General features: G+C 72.4%; 15 protein-coding genes. 5 read left to right on the top strand and 10 right to left on the bottom strand.

Annotated features, from left to right (window positions below; all coding sequences use genetic code 11):
• Nucleotides 1–111: 111 nt before the first annotated feature.
• The 9 genes from ACIRR9_RS02945 to ACIRR9_RS02905 form a co-directional block, all read right to left on the bottom strand.
• Complete coding sequence (locus tag ACIRR9_RS02945; protein WP_403747043.1) at nucleotides 112–1,422, bottom strand: hypothetical protein; 1,311 nt, start codon at nucleotides 1,420–1,422, stop codon at nucleotides 112–114.
• Between the two features lie 20 nt (nucleotides 1,423–1,442).
• Nucleotides 1,443–3,182: a DUF3492 domain-containing protein gene (locus tag ACIRR9_RS02940; protein ID WP_403746909.1), complete on the bottom strand. Its 1,740-nt coding sequence runs from the start codon at nucleotides 3,180–3,182 to the stop codon at nucleotides 1,443–1,445.
• A gap of 194 nt (nucleotides 3,183–3,376) precedes the next feature.
• Nucleotides 3,377–4,969, bottom strand: coding sequence for a dipeptide ABC transporter ATP-binding protein (locus ACIRR9_RS02935; RefSeq protein ID WP_403746907.1), 1,593 nt, complete (start codon nucleotides 4,967–4,969; stop codon nucleotides 3,377–3,379).
• A complete protein-coding gene (locus tag ACIRR9_RS02930; protein WP_403746905.1) occupies nucleotides 4,966–5,964 on the bottom strand; it encodes an ABC transporter permease in 999 nt (332 codons plus the stop codon). The genes ACIRR9_RS02935 and ACIRR9_RS02930 overlap by 4 nt, the downstream gene beginning before the upstream one ends.
• Nucleotides 5,961–7,052 (bottom strand): ABC transporter permease, encoded by a 1,092-nt coding sequence (locus ACIRR9_RS02925; protein WP_403746903.1) that lies wholly within the window; start codon nucleotides 7,050–7,052, stop codon nucleotides 5,961–5,963. Before ACIRR9_RS02925 ends, ACIRR9_RS02930 begins: the two co-directional genes overlap by 4 nt.
• A gap of 4 nt (nucleotides 7,053–7,056) precedes the next feature.
• Nucleotides 7,057–8,775, bottom strand: a complete 1,719-nt coding sequence (locus tag ACIRR9_RS02920; RefSeq protein ID WP_403746901.1) for an ABC transporter substrate-binding protein — start codon at nucleotides 8,773–8,775, stop codon at nucleotides 7,057–7,059.
• Between the two features lie 166 nt (nucleotides 8,776–8,941).
• On the bottom strand, nucleotides 8,942–9,034 hold the full coding sequence (locus ACIRR9_RS02915; RefSeq protein WP_311737210.1) for an Ms4533A family Cys-rich leader peptide: 93 nt from the start codon (nucleotides 9,032–9,034) through the stop codon (nucleotides 8,942–8,944).
• Between the two features lie 56 nt (nucleotides 9,035–9,090).
• Nucleotides 9,091–10,515 carry a DUF3152 domain-containing protein gene (locus tag ACIRR9_RS02910; RefSeq protein WP_403746899.1) on the bottom strand — a complete coding sequence of 475 codons (1,425 nt, stop codon included), beginning with the start codon at nucleotides 10,513–10,515 and terminating at the stop codon, nucleotides 9,091–9,093.
• 7 nt (nucleotides 10,516–10,522) lie between these two features.
• A complete protein-coding gene (locus ACIRR9_RS02905; RefSeq protein ID WP_403746897.1) occupies nucleotides 10,523–11,515 on the bottom strand; it encodes an alpha/beta fold hydrolase in 993 nt (330 codons plus the stop codon).
• Nucleotides 11,516–11,744: 229 nt separating this feature from the next.
• Between ACIRR9_RS02905 and ACIRR9_RS02900 the strand changes: the two genes are divergently transcribed.
• The 4 genes from ACIRR9_RS02900 (at nucleotide 11,745) to ACIRR9_RS02885 (ending at nucleotide 13,633) form a co-directional block, all read left to right on the top strand.
• Nucleotides 11,745–11,969: a hypothetical protein gene (locus tag ACIRR9_RS02900; RefSeq protein WP_365348885.1), complete on the top strand. Its 225-nt coding sequence runs from the start codon at nucleotides 11,745–11,747 to the stop codon at nucleotides 11,967–11,969.
• Between the two features lie 180 nt (nucleotides 11,970–12,149).
• Nucleotides 12,150–12,794 carry a TetR/AcrR family transcriptional regulator gene (locus ACIRR9_RS02895; RefSeq protein ID WP_365348883.1) on the top strand — a complete coding sequence of 215 codons (645 nt, stop codon included), beginning with the start codon at nucleotides 12,150–12,152 and terminating at the stop codon, nucleotides 12,792–12,794.
• 163 nt (nucleotides 12,795–12,957) lie between these two features.
• Nucleotides 12,958–13,185, top strand: coding sequence for a DUF3107 domain-containing protein (locus ACIRR9_RS02890; RefSeq protein WP_365348881.1), 228 nt, complete (start codon nucleotides 12,958–12,960; stop codon nucleotides 13,183–13,185).
• 175 nt (nucleotides 13,186–13,360) lie between these two features.
• Nucleotides 13,361–13,633 carry a hypothetical protein gene (locus tag ACIRR9_RS02885; RefSeq protein WP_384568180.1) on the top strand — a complete coding sequence of 91 codons (273 nt, stop codon included), beginning with the start codon at nucleotides 13,361–13,363 and terminating at the stop codon, nucleotides 13,631–13,633.
• A 151-nt stretch (nucleotides 13,634–13,784) separates the two neighbouring features.
• Here the strand turns inward: ACIRR9_RS02885 and ACIRR9_RS02880 are convergent, their stop codons facing one another.
• Complete coding sequence (locus tag ACIRR9_RS02880) at nucleotides 13,785–14,531, bottom strand: ferritin-like fold-containing protein (protein ID WP_403746894.1); 747 nt, start codon at nucleotides 14,529–14,531, stop codon at nucleotides 13,785–13,787.
• A 498-nt stretch (nucleotides 14,532–15,029) separates the two neighbouring features.
• Between ACIRR9_RS02880 and ACIRR9_RS02875 the strand changes: the two genes are divergently transcribed.
• Nucleotides 15,030–17,158 (top strand): DEAD/DEAH box helicase (locus ACIRR9_RS02875; RefSeq protein ID WP_403746892.1); only part of this gene is annotated, 2,129 nt, incomplete at its 3' end.

Raw genomic sequence — 17,158 nt, 5'->3', positions numbered from 1 at the left:
GGATCAGGTGGGCTGTGAGAAGCAGCGCTATTCGGCCGGGCCGGGCGGGGTCGTGAGGGTCCTCCTCCGAGGGGGTGCGCGCCGGACCCCGCGACGCCTCGGTGGCCCGACTCACTCCGGGTCTCCCGTCGGCGCGTGGGCCGAGGCCCGGGTGAGGGTGCGGGTCGCCCGGATCAGCAGCGCCAGGGCGGTGATGCCGCAGACGACGGCCGGGACGCTGCCCGCGCCCCACGCGTCGACCAGGGCGTCGACGGGGACGGCCAGGAAGGCGCAGCCGGGCAGTCGGCCGGCCAGGACGAGGGCCATGGCCGCCGCTTCGGCCACGGCGGACGCGGCGAGGGCCTGGGTGGGGCCCTGGGTGACGTGGTGGACGGTGAGGAGGCGGGCGAGCAGCAGGAGGGCGCCGAGGGCGAGGGCCTCCGGGTAGCCGGCCGGTTCGCCCAGGGCGGCACCGCACAGCGCGAGCAGGGCCGTGAGGGCGCTCAGGAAGAGGACGAACACGCCGAGCAGCAACGGCTGTACGGCCGCCGTGAACTCCTCCAGGCCCCGGCTGCCCGCCAGCCTGCGGCGGGCGGCCGCCGTGAGGAGATGGGCGCTCCAGGCCGCTGGGGCGCAGGCCAGGGTGAGGGCGAGGACCGGGGCGACGTTCACCGGCCAAGGGCCGTGCGCGGCGCCGGTCGGGAGGCCGTCGGGGCCGCCGTCGGCCACGGCGCGCAGGAGGCCGTTGCCGAAGAGCGCGTAGGCGAGGAGCCAGCAGGTCCACACCCGGGTGCCGGTGGCGCTGCGCCAGGCGAGTGCGCGGGCCTGGGCCAGGGGGCCTCGGCGCAGGGTCAGGCGTACGGCCAGGGCGACGGCGAGCACGCCGGCAGCCGCCACCAGGAGACGGGGGCGGCCCTCGGTGAGCCGTACGCCGGTCACGACCGCTGCGCAGACAGCGCCCGGAAGGAGCGTGAGCAGCACCCAGTCGGCGCGCACCCGGGGCGCGGGCGCCGGTTCCGGGCGCGGGCCGGCTTCGCGGGGCACGCGGGCATAGAGCTCCTCGGCGAGCGAGAAGACGTCACGGTGCCGGAAGCGGACGGCGGCCCGGTCGGTGACGCCGTGCGCTTCGAGACCGGCCGCGATCTCCAGTGGGTCGACGGCCCGTTCGCAGAGCGCGCGGTGACGGTGCATGAGCGCCTTCACGGGATCGGCGCCACCTCGACGGGGGATGGTTCCACGGCTGTCGGCGGTGGCGGTGTCCTTGACGGCGGCGACCCGGATCTCCGGAGCGACCCCGGCGGAGGCCGGCGACTCGCCTCGGGAGAAGGGATCACCCGAAGCGTCCTCCTCCGTGCCCAGGAGCCATTCCTGCGAGCGCGCGTCCCAGGCGTCCGCCCCGCCGGGTTGTCCGGGCCGGTCCAGCTCCCCCGGACCGGCGCCCATCGCGCCGTCCTCGCCGCCGTTCACAACGGCCCCTCCGCGGCCGCGAGCGGGGTGGGCCGTACCGGGGCGGGTCGGGTGGCGGCGGCCGACGCCCACCCGGGTCCGCCGCGCGCGACGACGCGGGCCGTGGGGCCGGTCCAGCGAACGGGGATGTGCGCCTCGGCCGGGACGGCGAACGGCAGGGGCTCTCCCGTCGCGGAGAGGACGACCCGGCGCACCGGGCAGTGCGAGACGATCTCCAGGTAAATGCCGCGAAATGCCGCGATGTTCTGCTCGACGGTGAACAGTTCGAGCGCTCGGGCGCGCGCGGCGGCTCCGAGGCGCTCACGGCGCTCGGGATCGCGCAGCAGGGCGACGCACGCCTCCGCGAGCGCCCGCGGATTGCGCGGGGGTACGACGAGACCGGTGCCGCCGATGGCCTCCACCACGGCGCCGACGTCCGTGGAGACGGTCGCGCGGCCGCAGAACATCGCCTCCACGAGGCCGACCGGGAAACCCTCGACGACGCTGGAGAGGACGACGACCGCGCCGGACGCGTAGGCGTGGGCGAGCGTCGGCGCCTCGGGGCCCCCGATCTCCTCGAAGGCGACCGGGTTGTCGCCGACGGCGTGCACGCCCTCGGCCTCGTCGGGGAAGAGCTGCGCCGCGAGCGCCTTGCAGTGGCCCAGATAGGCCTCGCCCTCCGGCCCGGCCGGGGCACCCAGGACCCGCAGCCGCGCCTTGGGGGCCTCCCTGCGGACCTCCGCGAAGGCGTGCAGCAGCGACACCAGGTCCTTGGACGGCTCGATCCGGCCGACCCACACGAGCATGTCCGGGTCGGCGCGGTCCGGGGCCTCGCCGACCTCGGTGAAGCGGGAGGCCTCCATGCCGGGGTGGACGGTGCGGATACGGGCGCGGCCGGCGCCGCAGCGCTCCTGCCAGCGGCGGGCGTGCGCGTTGCCGGGGGTGATGATCGCGGCGCGGCCGTAGACCTCGGCGGTGAGCCGGCCGTGGAAGGCGGCGAGCAGCGCGCGTACGGCCGGGGTGGCCGTGTCCGGGCCGGAGGCGAGGTAGTGCGAGCGCAGTGGCACGCCGTACTCGGTGACCAGGAGCGGCACGTCGGAGAAGTGGCGGGCGAGAAGGCCGGGCAGGGCGGCCGTGCCGCCGGCGGTGGCGTGGCAGAGGTCGGCTGCGCCCAGGCCGTCGTCGCCGTACCAGTCGAGGGAGAGCGGGCGCAGGGCGCGTTCGAGGTGTGCGGCCACCGCGAGGAGGTCCGGCACGCGCGCCTCGCGCGCCGTCCCGAGTGCGCCGGGTGCGCGACAGGCGCGCTCCAGCGTGCGTACGGCGGTGTCGGAGCGGAGTGCGCCGACCAGTCCGCCCTCGTCACGGGCGAGTTCGGCGAGCCCGTAGAGCGCGCTGCCGAAACGGTCCGCCATGTGACCGGGCTCGGCTCCGGAGCCGTCCGGGCCGTCTGCGCCGTCCACGGCCGGGCCGGCGCACAGCACCCCCGCCAGCTCCCCATAGCCCTCGACGAAGCGCCGGCGTGCGCGCCGCCCGTACGCGACCCCGTCCTCCTCGGCGGTCCACAAGGGAGCCGTGCGCACCCGGCTGACGTGCGGCGGCAGTTCCAGCCGGCCTTCGTCCTCCTGGCGCCTGCTGCGGCTGAGCGCGTAGATGTCGAACTCGTGCTGCCCGAGCCCGCGCACGAGCCGGTCGCACCAGAGTCTGGCGTCACCGCTCACATACGGATAGCCACCCTCCGTAAGCAGTCCGATGCGCACGTGTGCACCCCCGATCGATCTCCCGCATGGGGAGCCGCCGTCGGCTTGGCGGCTCGCAGCGGGACGAACGTATGCGGACAAGGCGGTGGCGCGACGGACGGTTGTCCATCGCGCCACCAAAAGGGGTGAACGGTCGTAACTTTCCCGTGCGGGTCGCGTTCGGTCGCGCTAGGCGACCGTACGGCGGCGGAACGTCACGCCGACGCCAGTTCCCGCCGTGCCGCCCGCCGCCGCGCCGCGGCCTCGGGATCGAGGGCGGGTACGGCGGCCAGGAGCTGCCTGGTGTACGGGTCCCGGGGGTTGTCGTACACCTCGTCGGCGGGCCCGGTCTCGACGATCCGCCCACGCCGCATGACCGCGACCCGGTCGCTGACCTGGCGGACGACGGCGAGGTCGTGGGCGACGAAGACCAGGGCGAGCCCGAGTTCGCGCTGGAGTTCGCCGAGCAGGGCGACGACCTGGGCCTGGGTGGTGACGTCCAGCGCCGAGACGGGCTCGTCGCAGACGATGACGCGCGGGTCGGCCGCGAGCGCCCGCGCGATGCCCACGCGCTGGCGCTGGCCACCGCTGAACTCGTGCGGATAACGGTCGTAGTGCACCCCTTCGAGCCCCACGCGCTCCAGCAGTTCGATCACGCGCCCCCGGATACGCCCCTCGTCGCGTTCTCCACGCGCGCGGAGCGGGTCGGCTATCGACTCGCCCACGCTGCGGCGCGGGTTGAGGGAGGAGACCGGGTCCTGGAAGACCATCTGCACGGCCGGCCGCACGCCCACGCGCGCGTGCCCCTCGTAACGGACCTCCCCTGCCGTCGGCTCCAACAGTCCGACCAGCATCCGGCCGAGCGTGGTCTTGCCGCTCCCGCTCTCGCCGACGATGCCGAGGGTCTCGCCGCGACGGACGGTCAGCGACACGTCGTCCACGGCCGCGAACGCCTGTTTCCCGCGCCCGAACTCGCGCCGCAGGCCGGTCGCCTCCAGGACGACCTCGTCGGAGGCCGCCGAGGGCGCACGGGCCGCGTCCACGCGCGGGACCGCGGAGAGCAGTTCGCGGGTGTACGGCTGCGCCGGCGCCCCGAGCACGGCGGCGACCGGCCCCTGCTCGACCTCGCGTCCGTGCCGCATGACGAGCACCTGGTCGACGCTCTCGGCGGCGACGCCCACGTCATGGGTGACGAGCAGCAGGCCCATGCCGGTCTCCTCGCGCAGCGTGTGCAGCAGGTCGAGGATCTGGGCCTGGACGGTCACGTCGAGGGCGGTGGTGGGCTCGTCGGCGATCAGCAGCTCGGGTTCGCAGGCGAGTGCCATGGCGATCAGCGCGCGCTGGCGCATGCCGCCGCTGAACTCGTGCGGCCGGGACCGGGACCGGCGCGGGGCGTCCGGGATGCCGACCCGGTCCAGGACCTCCACCGCACGCGCGCGTGCGGCTCGTCGTGACCCGCGCGTGTGGACGCGGTGGACCTCGGCGATCTGGTCGCCGATCGCGTAGTACGGGTCGAGTGACGACAGCGGGTCCTGGAAGACCATGGCCGCCTTCGCGCCGCGCAGCCGCCGCAGTTCGGCGTCGGAGGCGGCCTGTACGTCGATGCCGGCGACGTCGATCGAACCGCCGACCCGCGCGCCCGTGCCGTGATGCAGGCCCAGCAGGGCCGAGGCGACCGTGGACTTGCCGGAGCCGGACTCGCCGACCAGGGCGAGGGCCGCGCCCCGCTCCAGTCGGAAGGAGAGCCCGTCCACGGCCCGCAGGGAGCCGAACTCGACGGTCAGGTCGGCGACTTGGACGAGACTCACGTCAGTACCACCCGTCGGTCGGCCACCGCGTACAGCACGTCCGCGATGGCGTTGGCGAGGACCACGAAGAAGCCGATGACCAGGACCATGCCGACGACGACGGGCAGGTCGACCACGCTGACGGCGTGGACGAGTTCCTGGCCGAGGCCGGGCAGTCCGAACAGCGACTCGGTGAGCACGGCGCCGCCGACGGCCGAGCCGAAGTTGTTGGCGTTCAGCGCGATGACCGGCGCGAGCGCCCCGCGCAGGGCGTGCCGCCCGACGATCGAACGCTCGCTCACCCCGTACGCACGGAAGGTGCGGATGTGGTCCTCCGCCAGCGTCTCCAGCATCGACGAGCGGGTCATCCGGGCGAACGCGGCGGACTCGATGAGGGCGAGGGAGAGCCAGGGCAGCAGCAGGTTCCACGCCCACTGTTCGGGGTCGTCGGTGAACTTCACGTACTGCGGGAAGGGCAGGAGTTGCAGTTCGCCGCAGACGACGATCATCAGGACCAGGCCGATGACGAAGACCGGTGTGGCCCAGCCCGCCAGCGTGAGGCCGGTCAGCACCCGCTCGGTGAGCCGGCCGCGCCGCCAGACGGAGAGCACGCCCGTGCCGACGCCCAGGAGCAGCCACAGCACCATCGCGCCGAACACCAGCGAGAGGCTGACCGGAAGCCTGGTCAGGATGATGCTCAGGACCTGCTGGTCGGTCTGGTAGGAGAGGCCGAGGCAGGGCGCCGAGCAGTGTTCCACGGAGGTGCCGGTGGAGTAGTCCTGGCCGGCGACCAGCCCCTGGAGGAAGTGCCAGTAGCGCACGTACAGGGGGTCGTCGAGGTGCAGCTGCTGGGCCACCTGGTGCACCTGTTCCGGGGAGCAGCGCGGGCCGCAGGTGATCTGGGCGACGTTGCCCGGGGTGACGTAGAAGACGACGTAGACGATCACCGAGATGGCGAGCAGGGTCGCCAGGGTGCCGATGGTGCGGCGCAGCAGGAAGCCGCCGAAGCCGTTCACGCGGAATCCTCCTTCGCCGAGGCCGAGGCCGGGGCCGGGGCCGCCGTCGCGTTCCCCGTCGTCGCGTTCCCCGTCGTCGCGTTCCCCGTCGTCGCGTTCGCCGTCGTCGCGGCCTCGCGCCTGCGGCCGGTGCCGACGCCGAGCCGGGAGGCGGCGCGCGGGTCCAGGGCGGTGCGGACGCCGTCGCCGAGGACGGTCAGCGCGAGGACGGTCGCGAACAGCGCGCCGGCCGGCAGCAGCAGGTACTGCGGGGCCGCCTGGTACCAGACGTCGGCGGCGGTGAGCATCTGGCCCCAGGAGGGCGTCGGCGGCTTCACCCCGATACCGAGGAAGGACAGGGCCGCCTCGGCGCTGATGTTGACCGGGATGAGGATCGAGGCGTAGGTGATGACCGGTGCGGCCAGGCCGGGCAGCAGTTCGCGGCGGGCGATGCGCCAGGCACCCCAGCCGCTGAGCCGCGCGGCGGCGACGTAGTCGAGCCCCTTCAGGGTGAGCGTCTGGGCGCGCACGATCTTCGCGATGCTGCCCCAGGAGATGAACCCGATGACGAGGGTGACCAGGACGGGCCGGGGGAAGCTCTGCGGCACGATCGCGAGCAGCGCCAGTGACATGACCATCAGGGGCAGCGCGACGAAGATGTCCGTGATCCTGCTCAACAGTTGATCGGTCCATCTGCCGCCGAGCGCGGCCGCCACCCCGACGAGCAGCCCGAGGAGCACCTGGATCACGGTCGCCGAGAACGCGACGCCCAGGGAGACCCGGGCGCCGTACACGAGCCGCGCGAACAGGTCACGCCCTGTCTGCGGTTCCACGCCCAGCCAGTGGTGGCCGGAGATGCCTCCCAGTGAGCCGGTCGGCACGCCGCCGCGCGCGGAGTCGATGAGCGACGGGTGGTAGGTGGTCGGGTCCTGGCCCTCAAGGGCGGTGAGCAGGGGGGCGGCGAGCGCGACCAGGACGAGCAGCGCGACGATCCCCGCCGCGACGGTGGCGGCCCGCTGCGTACGCAGCCGCCGCCAGAACCGACGAGCCCCCGAAGCCCCCGAGGCGGACGCCTCGGGGGCCTGGGTGGCGACAAGTGCCTCGCTCACGGCGCTACTTCACCGCGACCTGGGAGATGTCCAGGACACCGGTCCAGTCGCTGATCACGACGTTCCTGATGTCCTTGCCGACCAGCCGCTTGTAGACGGGGTGGAACAGCGGCACGGTCAGCGCCTGCGCGCCGATCTTCTTGTCCAGTGCACCCCACCGCTTGGCGGCCGCGTCAAGATCGGTCAACTTGTTGATCGCGTCAATCTCGGCATTGACCGAAGCATCGTTGAGCTGGGAAGCGTTGAAGTTCGCGCCGTCCTTGACGATCTGCCGGCCGTCGAAGATCGGGGCGAGGAAGGGACCGCCGGAGGGCCAGTCGGCACCCCATGCGGCGAGGAAGAAGCCCGGCTCGGTCTTCACGCTGTGGACCGTGTCGGAGTAGTTGTTGTCCTCAAGGCCCTGGAGCTTGACCGTGATGCCGGCCTTCTTGAGGGCGTCCTGGATCGCGGTCGCGATCTCGGGGCTCGTCTTGAAGTTCTGGGCGTTGTCGTGGGTCAGCGTGACCGTGAGCCCGTTCGGGTGACCGGCCTCCTTCAGCAGCTCCTTGGCCTTGGCCGCGTTGCCGGTGTCACCCGCCGGGAAGAGGTCGTACGGCGTGTAGCCGAAGGACTTCTGGTTCGGCAGGAAAGTGGTCGCGGACTCGGCGAGGGCGCTGCCGCCCGCCGCGTTGATCACGGACGACCGGTCGACGGCGTACGAGATCGCTTCGCGCACCTTGGGGTTGTCGAACGGCTTGACCTTCGGATTGAAGGCTATGTAGTTCGTGTAGCCGAAGTGACCGGTGCCGACGCGCGCGGCCAGTTCCTTGTCGCCGGTCACCTTGGCGAGTTCGGCCGGACCGAGGTTGGTGTCCGTCGTCACGGCGGCCGCGTCCGTCCCCTGGGACGCCGACAGCCGCTGGTTGATCACGGACGAGTCGAGGCCGGACTGCACGTCGATCTTGTCCGGGTACGCCTTGCGCTGGTCGTCGACGGCCGCGGACCAGTACTTGTTGCGCTCCAGGACCAGGTGCTCACCGTCGTTCTCGTTCTTCACGACCTTGTAGGGGCCGGACGAGACCGGGTGCTCCTCGTACTTCGTGCCCGTGTCCTTGGCCTGCGGGACCGGCGTGAACTGCGTCTGCGTGGCCAGGAACGGGAACTCGCCCTCGGGCTTGTTCAGGTGGAAGACGATCGTGCGGTCGTCCGGCGTCTCGATCGCCGAGAGCCCCTTCTTGTCCTTGTACGGTCCCTGGTAGTCGGCGGCGCCGACCAGCCAGTCCCGCAGGTAGGGCGCGCCGCCGGAGAGCTCGGGGGCGAAGGAGCGCTCGATGCCGTACTTGATGTCGGCGGACGTGATCGCGGTCCCGTCCTCGTACTTGAGGCCCGTCTTCAGCGTGTACGTCCACACGGTCGCGTTCTTGCTGGGGCGCCCGGTGTCGGTGGCCAGGTCGGGGACGACCTTGGTGCCGGCGGCGCCGTTCGCGCGGTTGCGGGTGGTGAGCGTCCGGAAGACCAGGGAGGGCACGTTGCCGCCGCCCGAGGTGTACAGACGGGCCGGGTCGAAGTCCGTCTGGGGGTCGGAGTTCAGGACGGTGAGAGTGCCGCCCTTGTGCGGCGCGGAGTCGCCACTGGAGCCGTTGGCATCGTTGTCCTTCGGCCCGCAGGCGGCGGCGCCCGCTGCCACGACCAGGCTGACGGATGCCACGGCCATGCGGCGCGCTATGGCGGACGGTTGACGCATCGGAATGACGACCTCTCGGAAGGCGTGTCTCGATATATGAGACATATTGACGAGGAGTGAGACGAAAGTGAACAGACGTCTGCCCGGGCGTCAGGTCGTCGAAAAAGGCCATGACCGAGTCACGGCAGCAGAAGAAGATCGCGACGCGAACGCCCTGGGGCGAGCGTCAGCGACAGTGGATGTCGGCCACGCAGAGCGCGGTCACGCCGATGAGCGCCAGCTCGATGGCGGCGCGCGAAGAGGCGTGGAGGGACGACATGCCCAGAAATATGTATGAACTTTCTGCCCATGTCAATGTGACGTATGCGCCACCTGTCAACCCTTGGGATACGGCCAGGAGTTGGGCAGACAGTGGATTCCGTCGTGGTCCAGGAACTTGGTCTGCTGCTGCATGACCGGGGCCAGCTCGCCGTCCTTCTCGCAGGTCACATGGCCGTAGCCGAGGCGGTGGCCGACCTCGTGGTTGATCAGCATCTGCCGGTACGCGTAGATCTTGTCGCCGTAGGTCTTGCTGCCCTGGGCCCACCTGTACGCGTTGATCATCACGCGTTCGGTGGACGCCGAGTCGCAGGACACGTTGTCCTCGGTCGTGTCCAGACCGGACTTGGCGCACCACTTGGCGGTGGTGCCGGGGCTGGCGAGCGTGATCACGAAGTCGGGCTTGCCGGAGGACACGCGCTCGAAGGTACGGGCGCCGTCGTGGGCCCAGCTGCGGTCGTCGTTCAGCGTCTTCTGCACGGCCTCGGCGAACAGTTGCCCGTCCAGCCCCAGGCCCTGCTCCACGTCGACGCGGTAGGTGTACTTCCGCCCCTTGCCCGGCGCCTTGGCGCTCCCGGGCACGGTCTTGAACTTCCCCGACCCGGTCAGCGTGGCACTGAGCGGGTACTTCGTGCCCATCGCCTGCTCGTACGACAGTGTCGCCACGCGCGGCGAGGCGGAGACGGACGGGGTCGTACGGGCGTTGTCGCGCGAGGCGGCACTGTCACTGGCCCGGGTACCGCCGGCGGCCGACTCGGACCGTACGCCGCTGTCGCCGCCGCGGGCGACCTGCCCGGCGACGACCACCGCGAGCACGGTGGTGACGGCGGCGGCCGCGACGCCGGTGAAGGCCCGGCCCTTGCCGCCCTTGGGCTGCGCGGGCACCCCGGCGGGCGGCGCGCCTTCGCCCTCGTCCACACCGGACGGGAGCGGAGAGACCTGCGGATCGGAGACCGGCGGATACGTTTCCGCGCGCTGGGCGCCGATGCCGGGGCGGGGCGAGAAGACGTCGGCATCCTCGTCGAAGGCGTCGATGTATTCCTGCCGAAGCCCACCGGGCCCGCCCTGCCGCTGCCGCGGTATCGCCGCACCGGCCCCGGCGGCCCCACCGGCCCGCCCGCCCAACTCACCCCAGCCACCGCCCGCTTCACGCTGCTGCGGATGACCGCCCCGAACCCGGGGAACACCGCCCGCGGGAGTCCCGTCAGGGAGGCGGGGGACACCGCGCGCGGGAGTCCCGTCGGCGAAACGAGGCACGCCGTGCGCGGGCGTACCGTCCGGCAGACGCGACAGCCCCTGGGCAGGCGTCCCGTCGGGCAGACGCGGCACTCCCCGGCCGGGCGTCCCGTCGGCCGGGCGTGGCACCGCTCCGGCAGCCCCGCGCTCCGCCCCCTTCCGGCCGGCTTCCCGGGCTGCACCCGGGCCCGTTATGTCCGCGGCATCACCCTTGGGTGCCGGGCCGCGGACGCTGTGGCGTCCCACCCGGCCCTCAGCTCCCCATACCCGGCGCGGCCGAGCCGCCGGACAACACGTCGTGTTCCGCGAGGAGTTCACGGAACGCCCCGGCCACCGCCTCCGGGTACTCCATCATCGCCACGTGCCCGGCGTCCGGCATGGACAGCAGACGGGAACCGCGGAAGCTGCGCGCGGCCTTCTGGGCCATGCGGTAGCCGACGAGCTGGTCGCGGCCGCCGTAGATCAGCAGGGTGGGGGCGAGGACGCGCTCGGCCTGGCGCCAGAGCCCGTGCTGGCCGCCCAGCGTGTACGCGTTGACGATCCCGCGCGCGGACCGCGCCATCGCGTCCCAGAAGTACGGGAGCCGCAGCCGCCGTTCCAGCTCCTCCACCGCGTGCTCGAACGCCTCCGGAGTCACACTGCCGGGATCGCCGTAGCAGAGCGCCAGCACGCCCCGTACGCGCTGTTCCGCGGTCCACTTGCCGTTCGTGCGGGTGAGGAGTCCGGCGACACCGGGCAGGCCGAGGATCACCGTCGGCACGGCCGTGCGCTGCACGCGCAGCTCCGGCAGGGCCGGCGAGACCAGCGTGAGCGTACGGACCAGGTCGGGACGGACGGCGGCGATGCGGGTGCTGACCGCGCCGCCCAGGGAGTTGCCGAAGAGGTGGACCGGACCGCGGCCGGACGCGTCCAGGTAGCGGATGACCGCGCGCGCGTGCCCGGTGACGGAGTAGTTGCCGTCGTCCGGCGGCGGCGAGTCACCGAAGCCCGGCAGGTCGACGGCCTCGCCGTCCACGACGCCTTCGAGCTGCTCCATCAGCTGCGACCAGTTCTGCGAGGAGCCGCCGAGTCCGTGGACGAACAGCGCGGGCGGCAGGCCCTCGCGCGCGGGCGGGCGTGAACGGACCGAGAGGGTGACGCCCGGCAGCCCCACCGACCGCAGCCGCTCGCCCTCCGCGACTCTGACGGCCACCGCCTTCGGGAGCACGCTGGCGGGCGGCACGGACGGCAGCTCGGTCGAAGACATGGGCCAATGTTACGAGACGATCACACAGTGGTTCATGTGTTCGCCGTCACAGGGCGGCCCGGGCGAGCCGCCGCCGAGCCCGGCGAACGGCCGACGAACGACCGACGGCCCCGGCGAACGGCCGACGATGGCATAGCGTCCGCCTTCGCTGTCTCCTACGCTCATAAACAGGGCACCCGATTGTGGCCCCCTGCTCTGCCAGGGCCGTTCGAAGGAAGGGAGCCCGACCATGGCCTATGAACCCACCGACCCCGACGTGCTCGACGATCTGAAGGCGGAGGACGCCCCGGAGATCGACGTCGAGGCCCCGGAGGGCGACGCAGCCGAGCAGCACACGGACATCGCACCGTCCCACGACGACCCCCTCACCGGGGTGGACCCGGACCGCGCGAACGAGGCCGATCTCATCGAGCAGGCACGTGTGGTCTCCATCGACGAGGACGACTACCGCTGACCGGCACCGGCCTGCGACGGGTCCATCAGTGCTGTCCGCATTTCCCGGTGCTTTTCCTGGTGCGGCTTTCGCCGCCGTCCGGTACGTGAAATTCTGCGCTCGCACCGCGCACAGGACGGTTACCGAAAAGTACGATGGCCGCGCGGAGCAATCCGCATGTGGACGACTTTGGGAGGCGGCGTGACAGCCATCGAGCAGACAGAGGCGGCACGCCCGCGGGGCACTCGCCTGCCGCGCCGTGCCCGACGGAACCAGCTGCTGGGCGCCGCCCAGGAGGTTTTTGTCGCGCAGGGGTACCACGCGGCCGCGATGGACGACATCGCCGAGCGCGCCGGCGTCAGCAAACCGGTGCTCTACCAGCACTTCCCGGGCAAGCTCGACCTGTACCTGGCCCTGCTGGACCAGCACTGCGAAGCGCTGATCCACGCGGTGCGCGGCGCGCTCGCGTCGACGACCGACAACAAGCAGCGCGTCCGGGCGACCATGGACGCCTATTTCGCGTACGTCGAGGACGACGGCGGCGCCTTCCGTCTGGTCTTCGAGTCCGACCTGACCAACGAGCCCGCGGTGCGCGAGCGCGTCGACAAGGTCACCACCGAGTGCGCCGAGGCGATCTGCGAGGTCATCGCCGAGGACACCGGTCTCTCGCGCGCGGAGTCGATGCTGCTGGCCTCCGGCCTCGGCGGCCTCGCCCAGGTGGTGGCGCGCTCCTGGCTGCACAGCGACCGCAGCGTCCCGCGCGACCAGGCGGTACAGCTGCTGGCGTCACTGGCGTGGCGGGGCATCGCGGGCTTCCCGCTGCACGGCATCGACTCCCATCACTGACGACCGTCCGCCGGCTTCCGCCGCCGTCCGCGCGGGGCATTCCCGTTCGCTGTTCGCTCCTGGCGTGCAGGCGCGCCGCGTGTACGTCCCCTCACCGGGCTAATGTGTGCAGCGTACGGCGCGGAAGGTCGCGCACTTCACTGACCGTCGGAGGGACATAGCCGTGGAGGTCAAGATCGGCGTGCAGCACGCGCCCCGCGAGATCGTGCTGGAGAGCGGTCTGAACGCCGAGGAAATCGAGCGCCTCGTCGCCGACGCGCTGGCCGGCAAGTCGCAGGTGCTGTCCCTGGAGGACGAGCGCGGCCGCAAGGTCCTCGTCCCGACGGAGCGCCTGGCGTACATCGAGCTCGGTGAGCCGACGGTGCGCAAGGTGGGTTTCAGCGCGGTCTAGCCACAGCAGCGCGAGGGGGCCCGGTGGACGTGTGTCCGCCGGGCCCCCTCGCCATGTCCGGCTTCCACATCGGGCCCACAAGTCGCCCACAGAGGAGGATTGCATTCCGCAGGTCACGGGTATGACGGGCTACGACCGTGAAGCACGGGCCGGCCGTGGGAGGGACCCCCTCGTGATGCTCCTGGAAGTCCTTGGATCCGCCCTGCTCGGTCTGGCCCTGGCGTGGGCCGCGACCAGCCGCCTGGCGCACCGTCTCCCGGCCCGCCCCCTGGTCTTCTCCACGGGCGCCGCGGGAGCACTCTTCGGCGACTTCGTCACCCACAGCGCGCTGGGCCCCGGTACGGCTTTCGTGAGCCTCGTGGGAGCGGCGATCGTCTCGGCGGCGTCCCTGTCCCTGCTCCTCCGCCCGACGGGCCGCCGCCTGCGCCGACGATCGATCCCGGCGTAGCTTTCCGAGCGCCCCAAAACTTTTTGAAGCGCCCCGAACTGAAGCGCCCCGCAAGGGGCGCCGGGGGTACCCCCGGCCGAAGGCTGGGGGAGGAACTGCGCGACCGGCCACAACGCACCCGCAGCCGCGCAGCCCCGCCCCCCTCAGAGCGCTACGCCGCCAACCCGAGCGCAGCCATCCGCTTCGTGTGGGCCTCGGTGATCCGCGAGAACATCCGCCCCACCTCGGCGAGATCGAACCCGTCGGCCACACCGCCCACCAGCATGGTCGACAGCGCGTCCCGGTCGGCGACCACCCGCTGGGACTGCGACAGCGCCTCCCCCATCAACCGCCGTGCCCACAGCGCCAGTCGGCCCCCCACGCGAGGGTCGGCGTCGATCGCGGCCCGTACCTTCTCCACGGCGAACTCGGCGTGCCCCGTGTCGTCGAGGACGGCCAGCACCAGTTCGCGTGTGTCGGAGTCCAGCCGCGCCGCGACCTCCCGGTAGAAGTCGCTGGCGATGGAGTCGCCGACGTACGCCTTGACCAGGCCCTCCAGCCAGTCCGACGGCGCCGTCTGCCGGTGGAAGCCGTCGAGGGCGGCGACGAACGGCTCCATCGCCTGCGTGGCGTCCTCGCCGATCTCCGTCAGCTGGTTCCGCAACCGCTCGAAGTGGTGGAACTCGGCCGACGCCATCTTCGCCAGCTCGGCCTTGTCGACCAGGGAGGGCGCCAGCTTGGCGTCCTCCGCGAGGCGCTCGAACGCCGCGAGCTCGCCGTACGCGAGCGCGCCGAGCAGGTCCACGACCGCGGCACGGTACTGCGGTTCGGCCGACGCCTGCGCCCAGTCCTGGGCGGCGACACCAGTCGGTGCGGCGGAGGCGTTCTCAGGCTTGTCAGAGCTCGTCATGAAGCGCACAATAGCCCGCTCTTCGCCCCCGGGAAGCCCCAGGTCATCCACTGTGACTACCACGACGTGACCAAATCGGCCATCACATGTGCGCGATTCCGGGGTATGGTGGTAATGCGCCTGCTGGTACGCCGACGTATTTCGACGTCCCTCGACAGGCCGCACGTATGAGGATGCCCGGTCGGTGGCCCGATCGGCTCCGACCCGACAGCCCTCCCGGCTCGTACGGCACTGTGCGTACGACGACCGGAGGGACACACCCTCAGCGGTACGAGCGCTAGAGCGTCGGCAGAGGTCCCGTGCACTACGGCGTGCCCCCCACGGCCCGCCCGTAAGGCAGCCGACGTCCCCGGCACGGTCCGTCAAAGACCCCCGCGCTCGCCTCGCGCCGCGACACACAGAAGAGGCAGCACCCTGACTACGACGTTTCGTGAACTCGGAATCCTTCCCGAGACCGCCGAGGCCCTGGAAGCCGTCGGCATCATCAACCCCTTCCCCATCCAGGAGATGACGCTCCCGGTCGCCCTGTCCGGCACCGACGTCATCGGCCAGGCCAAGACCGGCACGGGCAAGACCCTCGGCTTCGGTCTGCCGCTCCTGGAGCGCGTGACCGTCCCCGCCGACGTGGAGGCCGGCCGCGCCGCCCCGGAGGCCCTCACCAACGCCCCGCAGGCGCTCGTCGTCGTCCCCACGCGCGAGCTCTGCACCCAGGTCACCAACGACCTGCTGACGGCCGGCAAGGTCCGTAACGTACGCGTTCTCGCCATCTACGGCGGCCGTGCCTACGAGCCGCAGGTCGAGGCCCTGAAGAAGGGCGTCGACGTTGTCGTCGGCACCCCGGGCCGGCTCCTGGACCTCGCGGGCCAGAAGAAGCTCGACCTCAAGCACATCAAGTCGCTCGTCCTCGACGAGGCCGACGAGATGCTCGACCTGGGCTTCCTGCCCGACGTCGAGAAGATCATCGACATGCTGCCGGCCAAGCGCCAGACCATGCTGTTCTCGGCCACCATGCCGGGCGCGGTCATCGGCCTCGCGCGCCGGTACATGAGCCAGCCCACCCACATCCGCGCCACCGCGCCGGACGACGAGGGCGCGACCGTCGCGAACATCGCGCAGTTCGTCTACCGCGCGCACTCCATGGACAAGCCGGAGATGATCGCGCGCATACTGCAGGCCGACGGCCGCGGGCTCGCGATGATCTTCTGCCGCACCAAGCGCACCGCCGCCGACATCGCCGAGCAGCTGCAGCGCCGGGGCTTCGCCTCCGGCGCCGTCCACGGCGACCTGGGCCAGGGCGCCCGCGAGCAGGCGCTGCGCGCGTTCCGCAACGGCAAGGTGGACGTCCTCGTCTGCACCGACGTCGCCGCGCGCGGTATCGATGTCGAGGGCGTCACCCACGTCATCAACTACCAGTCCCCCGAGGACGAGAAGACGTACCTGCACCGGGTCGGCCGCACCGGCCGCGCGGGCGCTTCGGGTACGGCGATCACGTTCGTCGACTGGGACGACATCCCGCGCTGGCAGCTGATCAACAAGGCGCTGGACCTCAAGTTCCCCGACCCGGTGGAGACGTACTCCACCTCCCCGCACTTCTTCGAGGACCTCAAGATCCCCGCGGGCACCAAGGGTGTCCTGCCGCGCTCGGAGCGCACCCGCGCCGGGCTCGAAGCGGAGGAGCTGGAGGACCTGGGCGAGACCGGCGGTCGCGGTGGCCGCGGGCGCGGTGCCCGGGGCGGCCGGGGCGAGGCCCCCCGCTCCGAGGAGCGCGAGCGTCCGGCCCGCACCCCGCGCCGTCGCCGTCGTACGCGTGGCGGTTCGACCCTGGATCCGGCGAACGGTACGACGTCCACGGCGCCGGCCGCCGAGTCCGCGTCCCCCGTCGCCGAGGAGCCCACGGCCACCCGGACCCCCCGCCGCCGTCGCCGTACGCGTGCCGGGGCTTCGCAGGAGCCGCTGGCGGCCGCCGCCCCGGTGACGGCGACGCCCGCGGCCGTGACGCCGGAGACGGTCGTCGAGACGGTGGAGGCCGTCGTGGAGCCGGGCGCGCCGGAGACGCCGCGCCGCCGTCGCACCCGCCGGTCGGCCGAGGCCGCACCGGTGGCGGGGACCACGCCGGTGACCGAGGCCCCGGAGGCCGAGGAGGCGCCGAAGGCCCCCGCACGTCGCCGTACCCGCAAGGCCGTCGAGGCGCCCGAGGCCGCCCCCGTGGCAGCCGTCGAGGCCGTCGAAACGGTCGAAGCGGTCACGGAGCCGAAGCCGCGCCGCACCCGTAAGGCGGCGGCCGCCGCCGAGGCCGTGGTGAACACCGCCGAGGCCGTCGAGACCAAGCCGCGCCGCCGTACCCGTAAGGCCGCCGAGCCCGTGGCCGAGGTCGTGGAGGCCCCGCAGGAGGCCGTCGAGGCCCCGGTGACACCGGCCCGCCGTCGCACCCGCAAGGTGGCAGAGCCGGCCGCGCCGGTGGTGGCCGCCGTGGAGCCGGAGGCCGCCGAGGAGCCCAAGCCGCGCCGCACCCGCAAGACGGCAGCCGCCGCCGAAGCCGCGGTCGACACGGCCGAAGGCACCGAGGCCAAGCCCCGCCGCACCCGCAAGACCGCGGCCGCCGCCCCGGAGGTCACCGAGACCGCTGAGGTCGTGGA

Origin of the sequence: Streptomyces sp. NPDC101234 (assembly GCF_044767525.1) — a bacterium.
Classification (GTDB): domain Bacteria; phylum Actinomycetota; class Actinomycetes; order Streptomycetales; family Streptomycetaceae; genus Streptomyces; species Streptomyces sasae.
The sequence above is the reverse complement of the archived record's forward strand: the minus strand, read 5'-3'. Positions and strand labels throughout refer to the sequence as shown.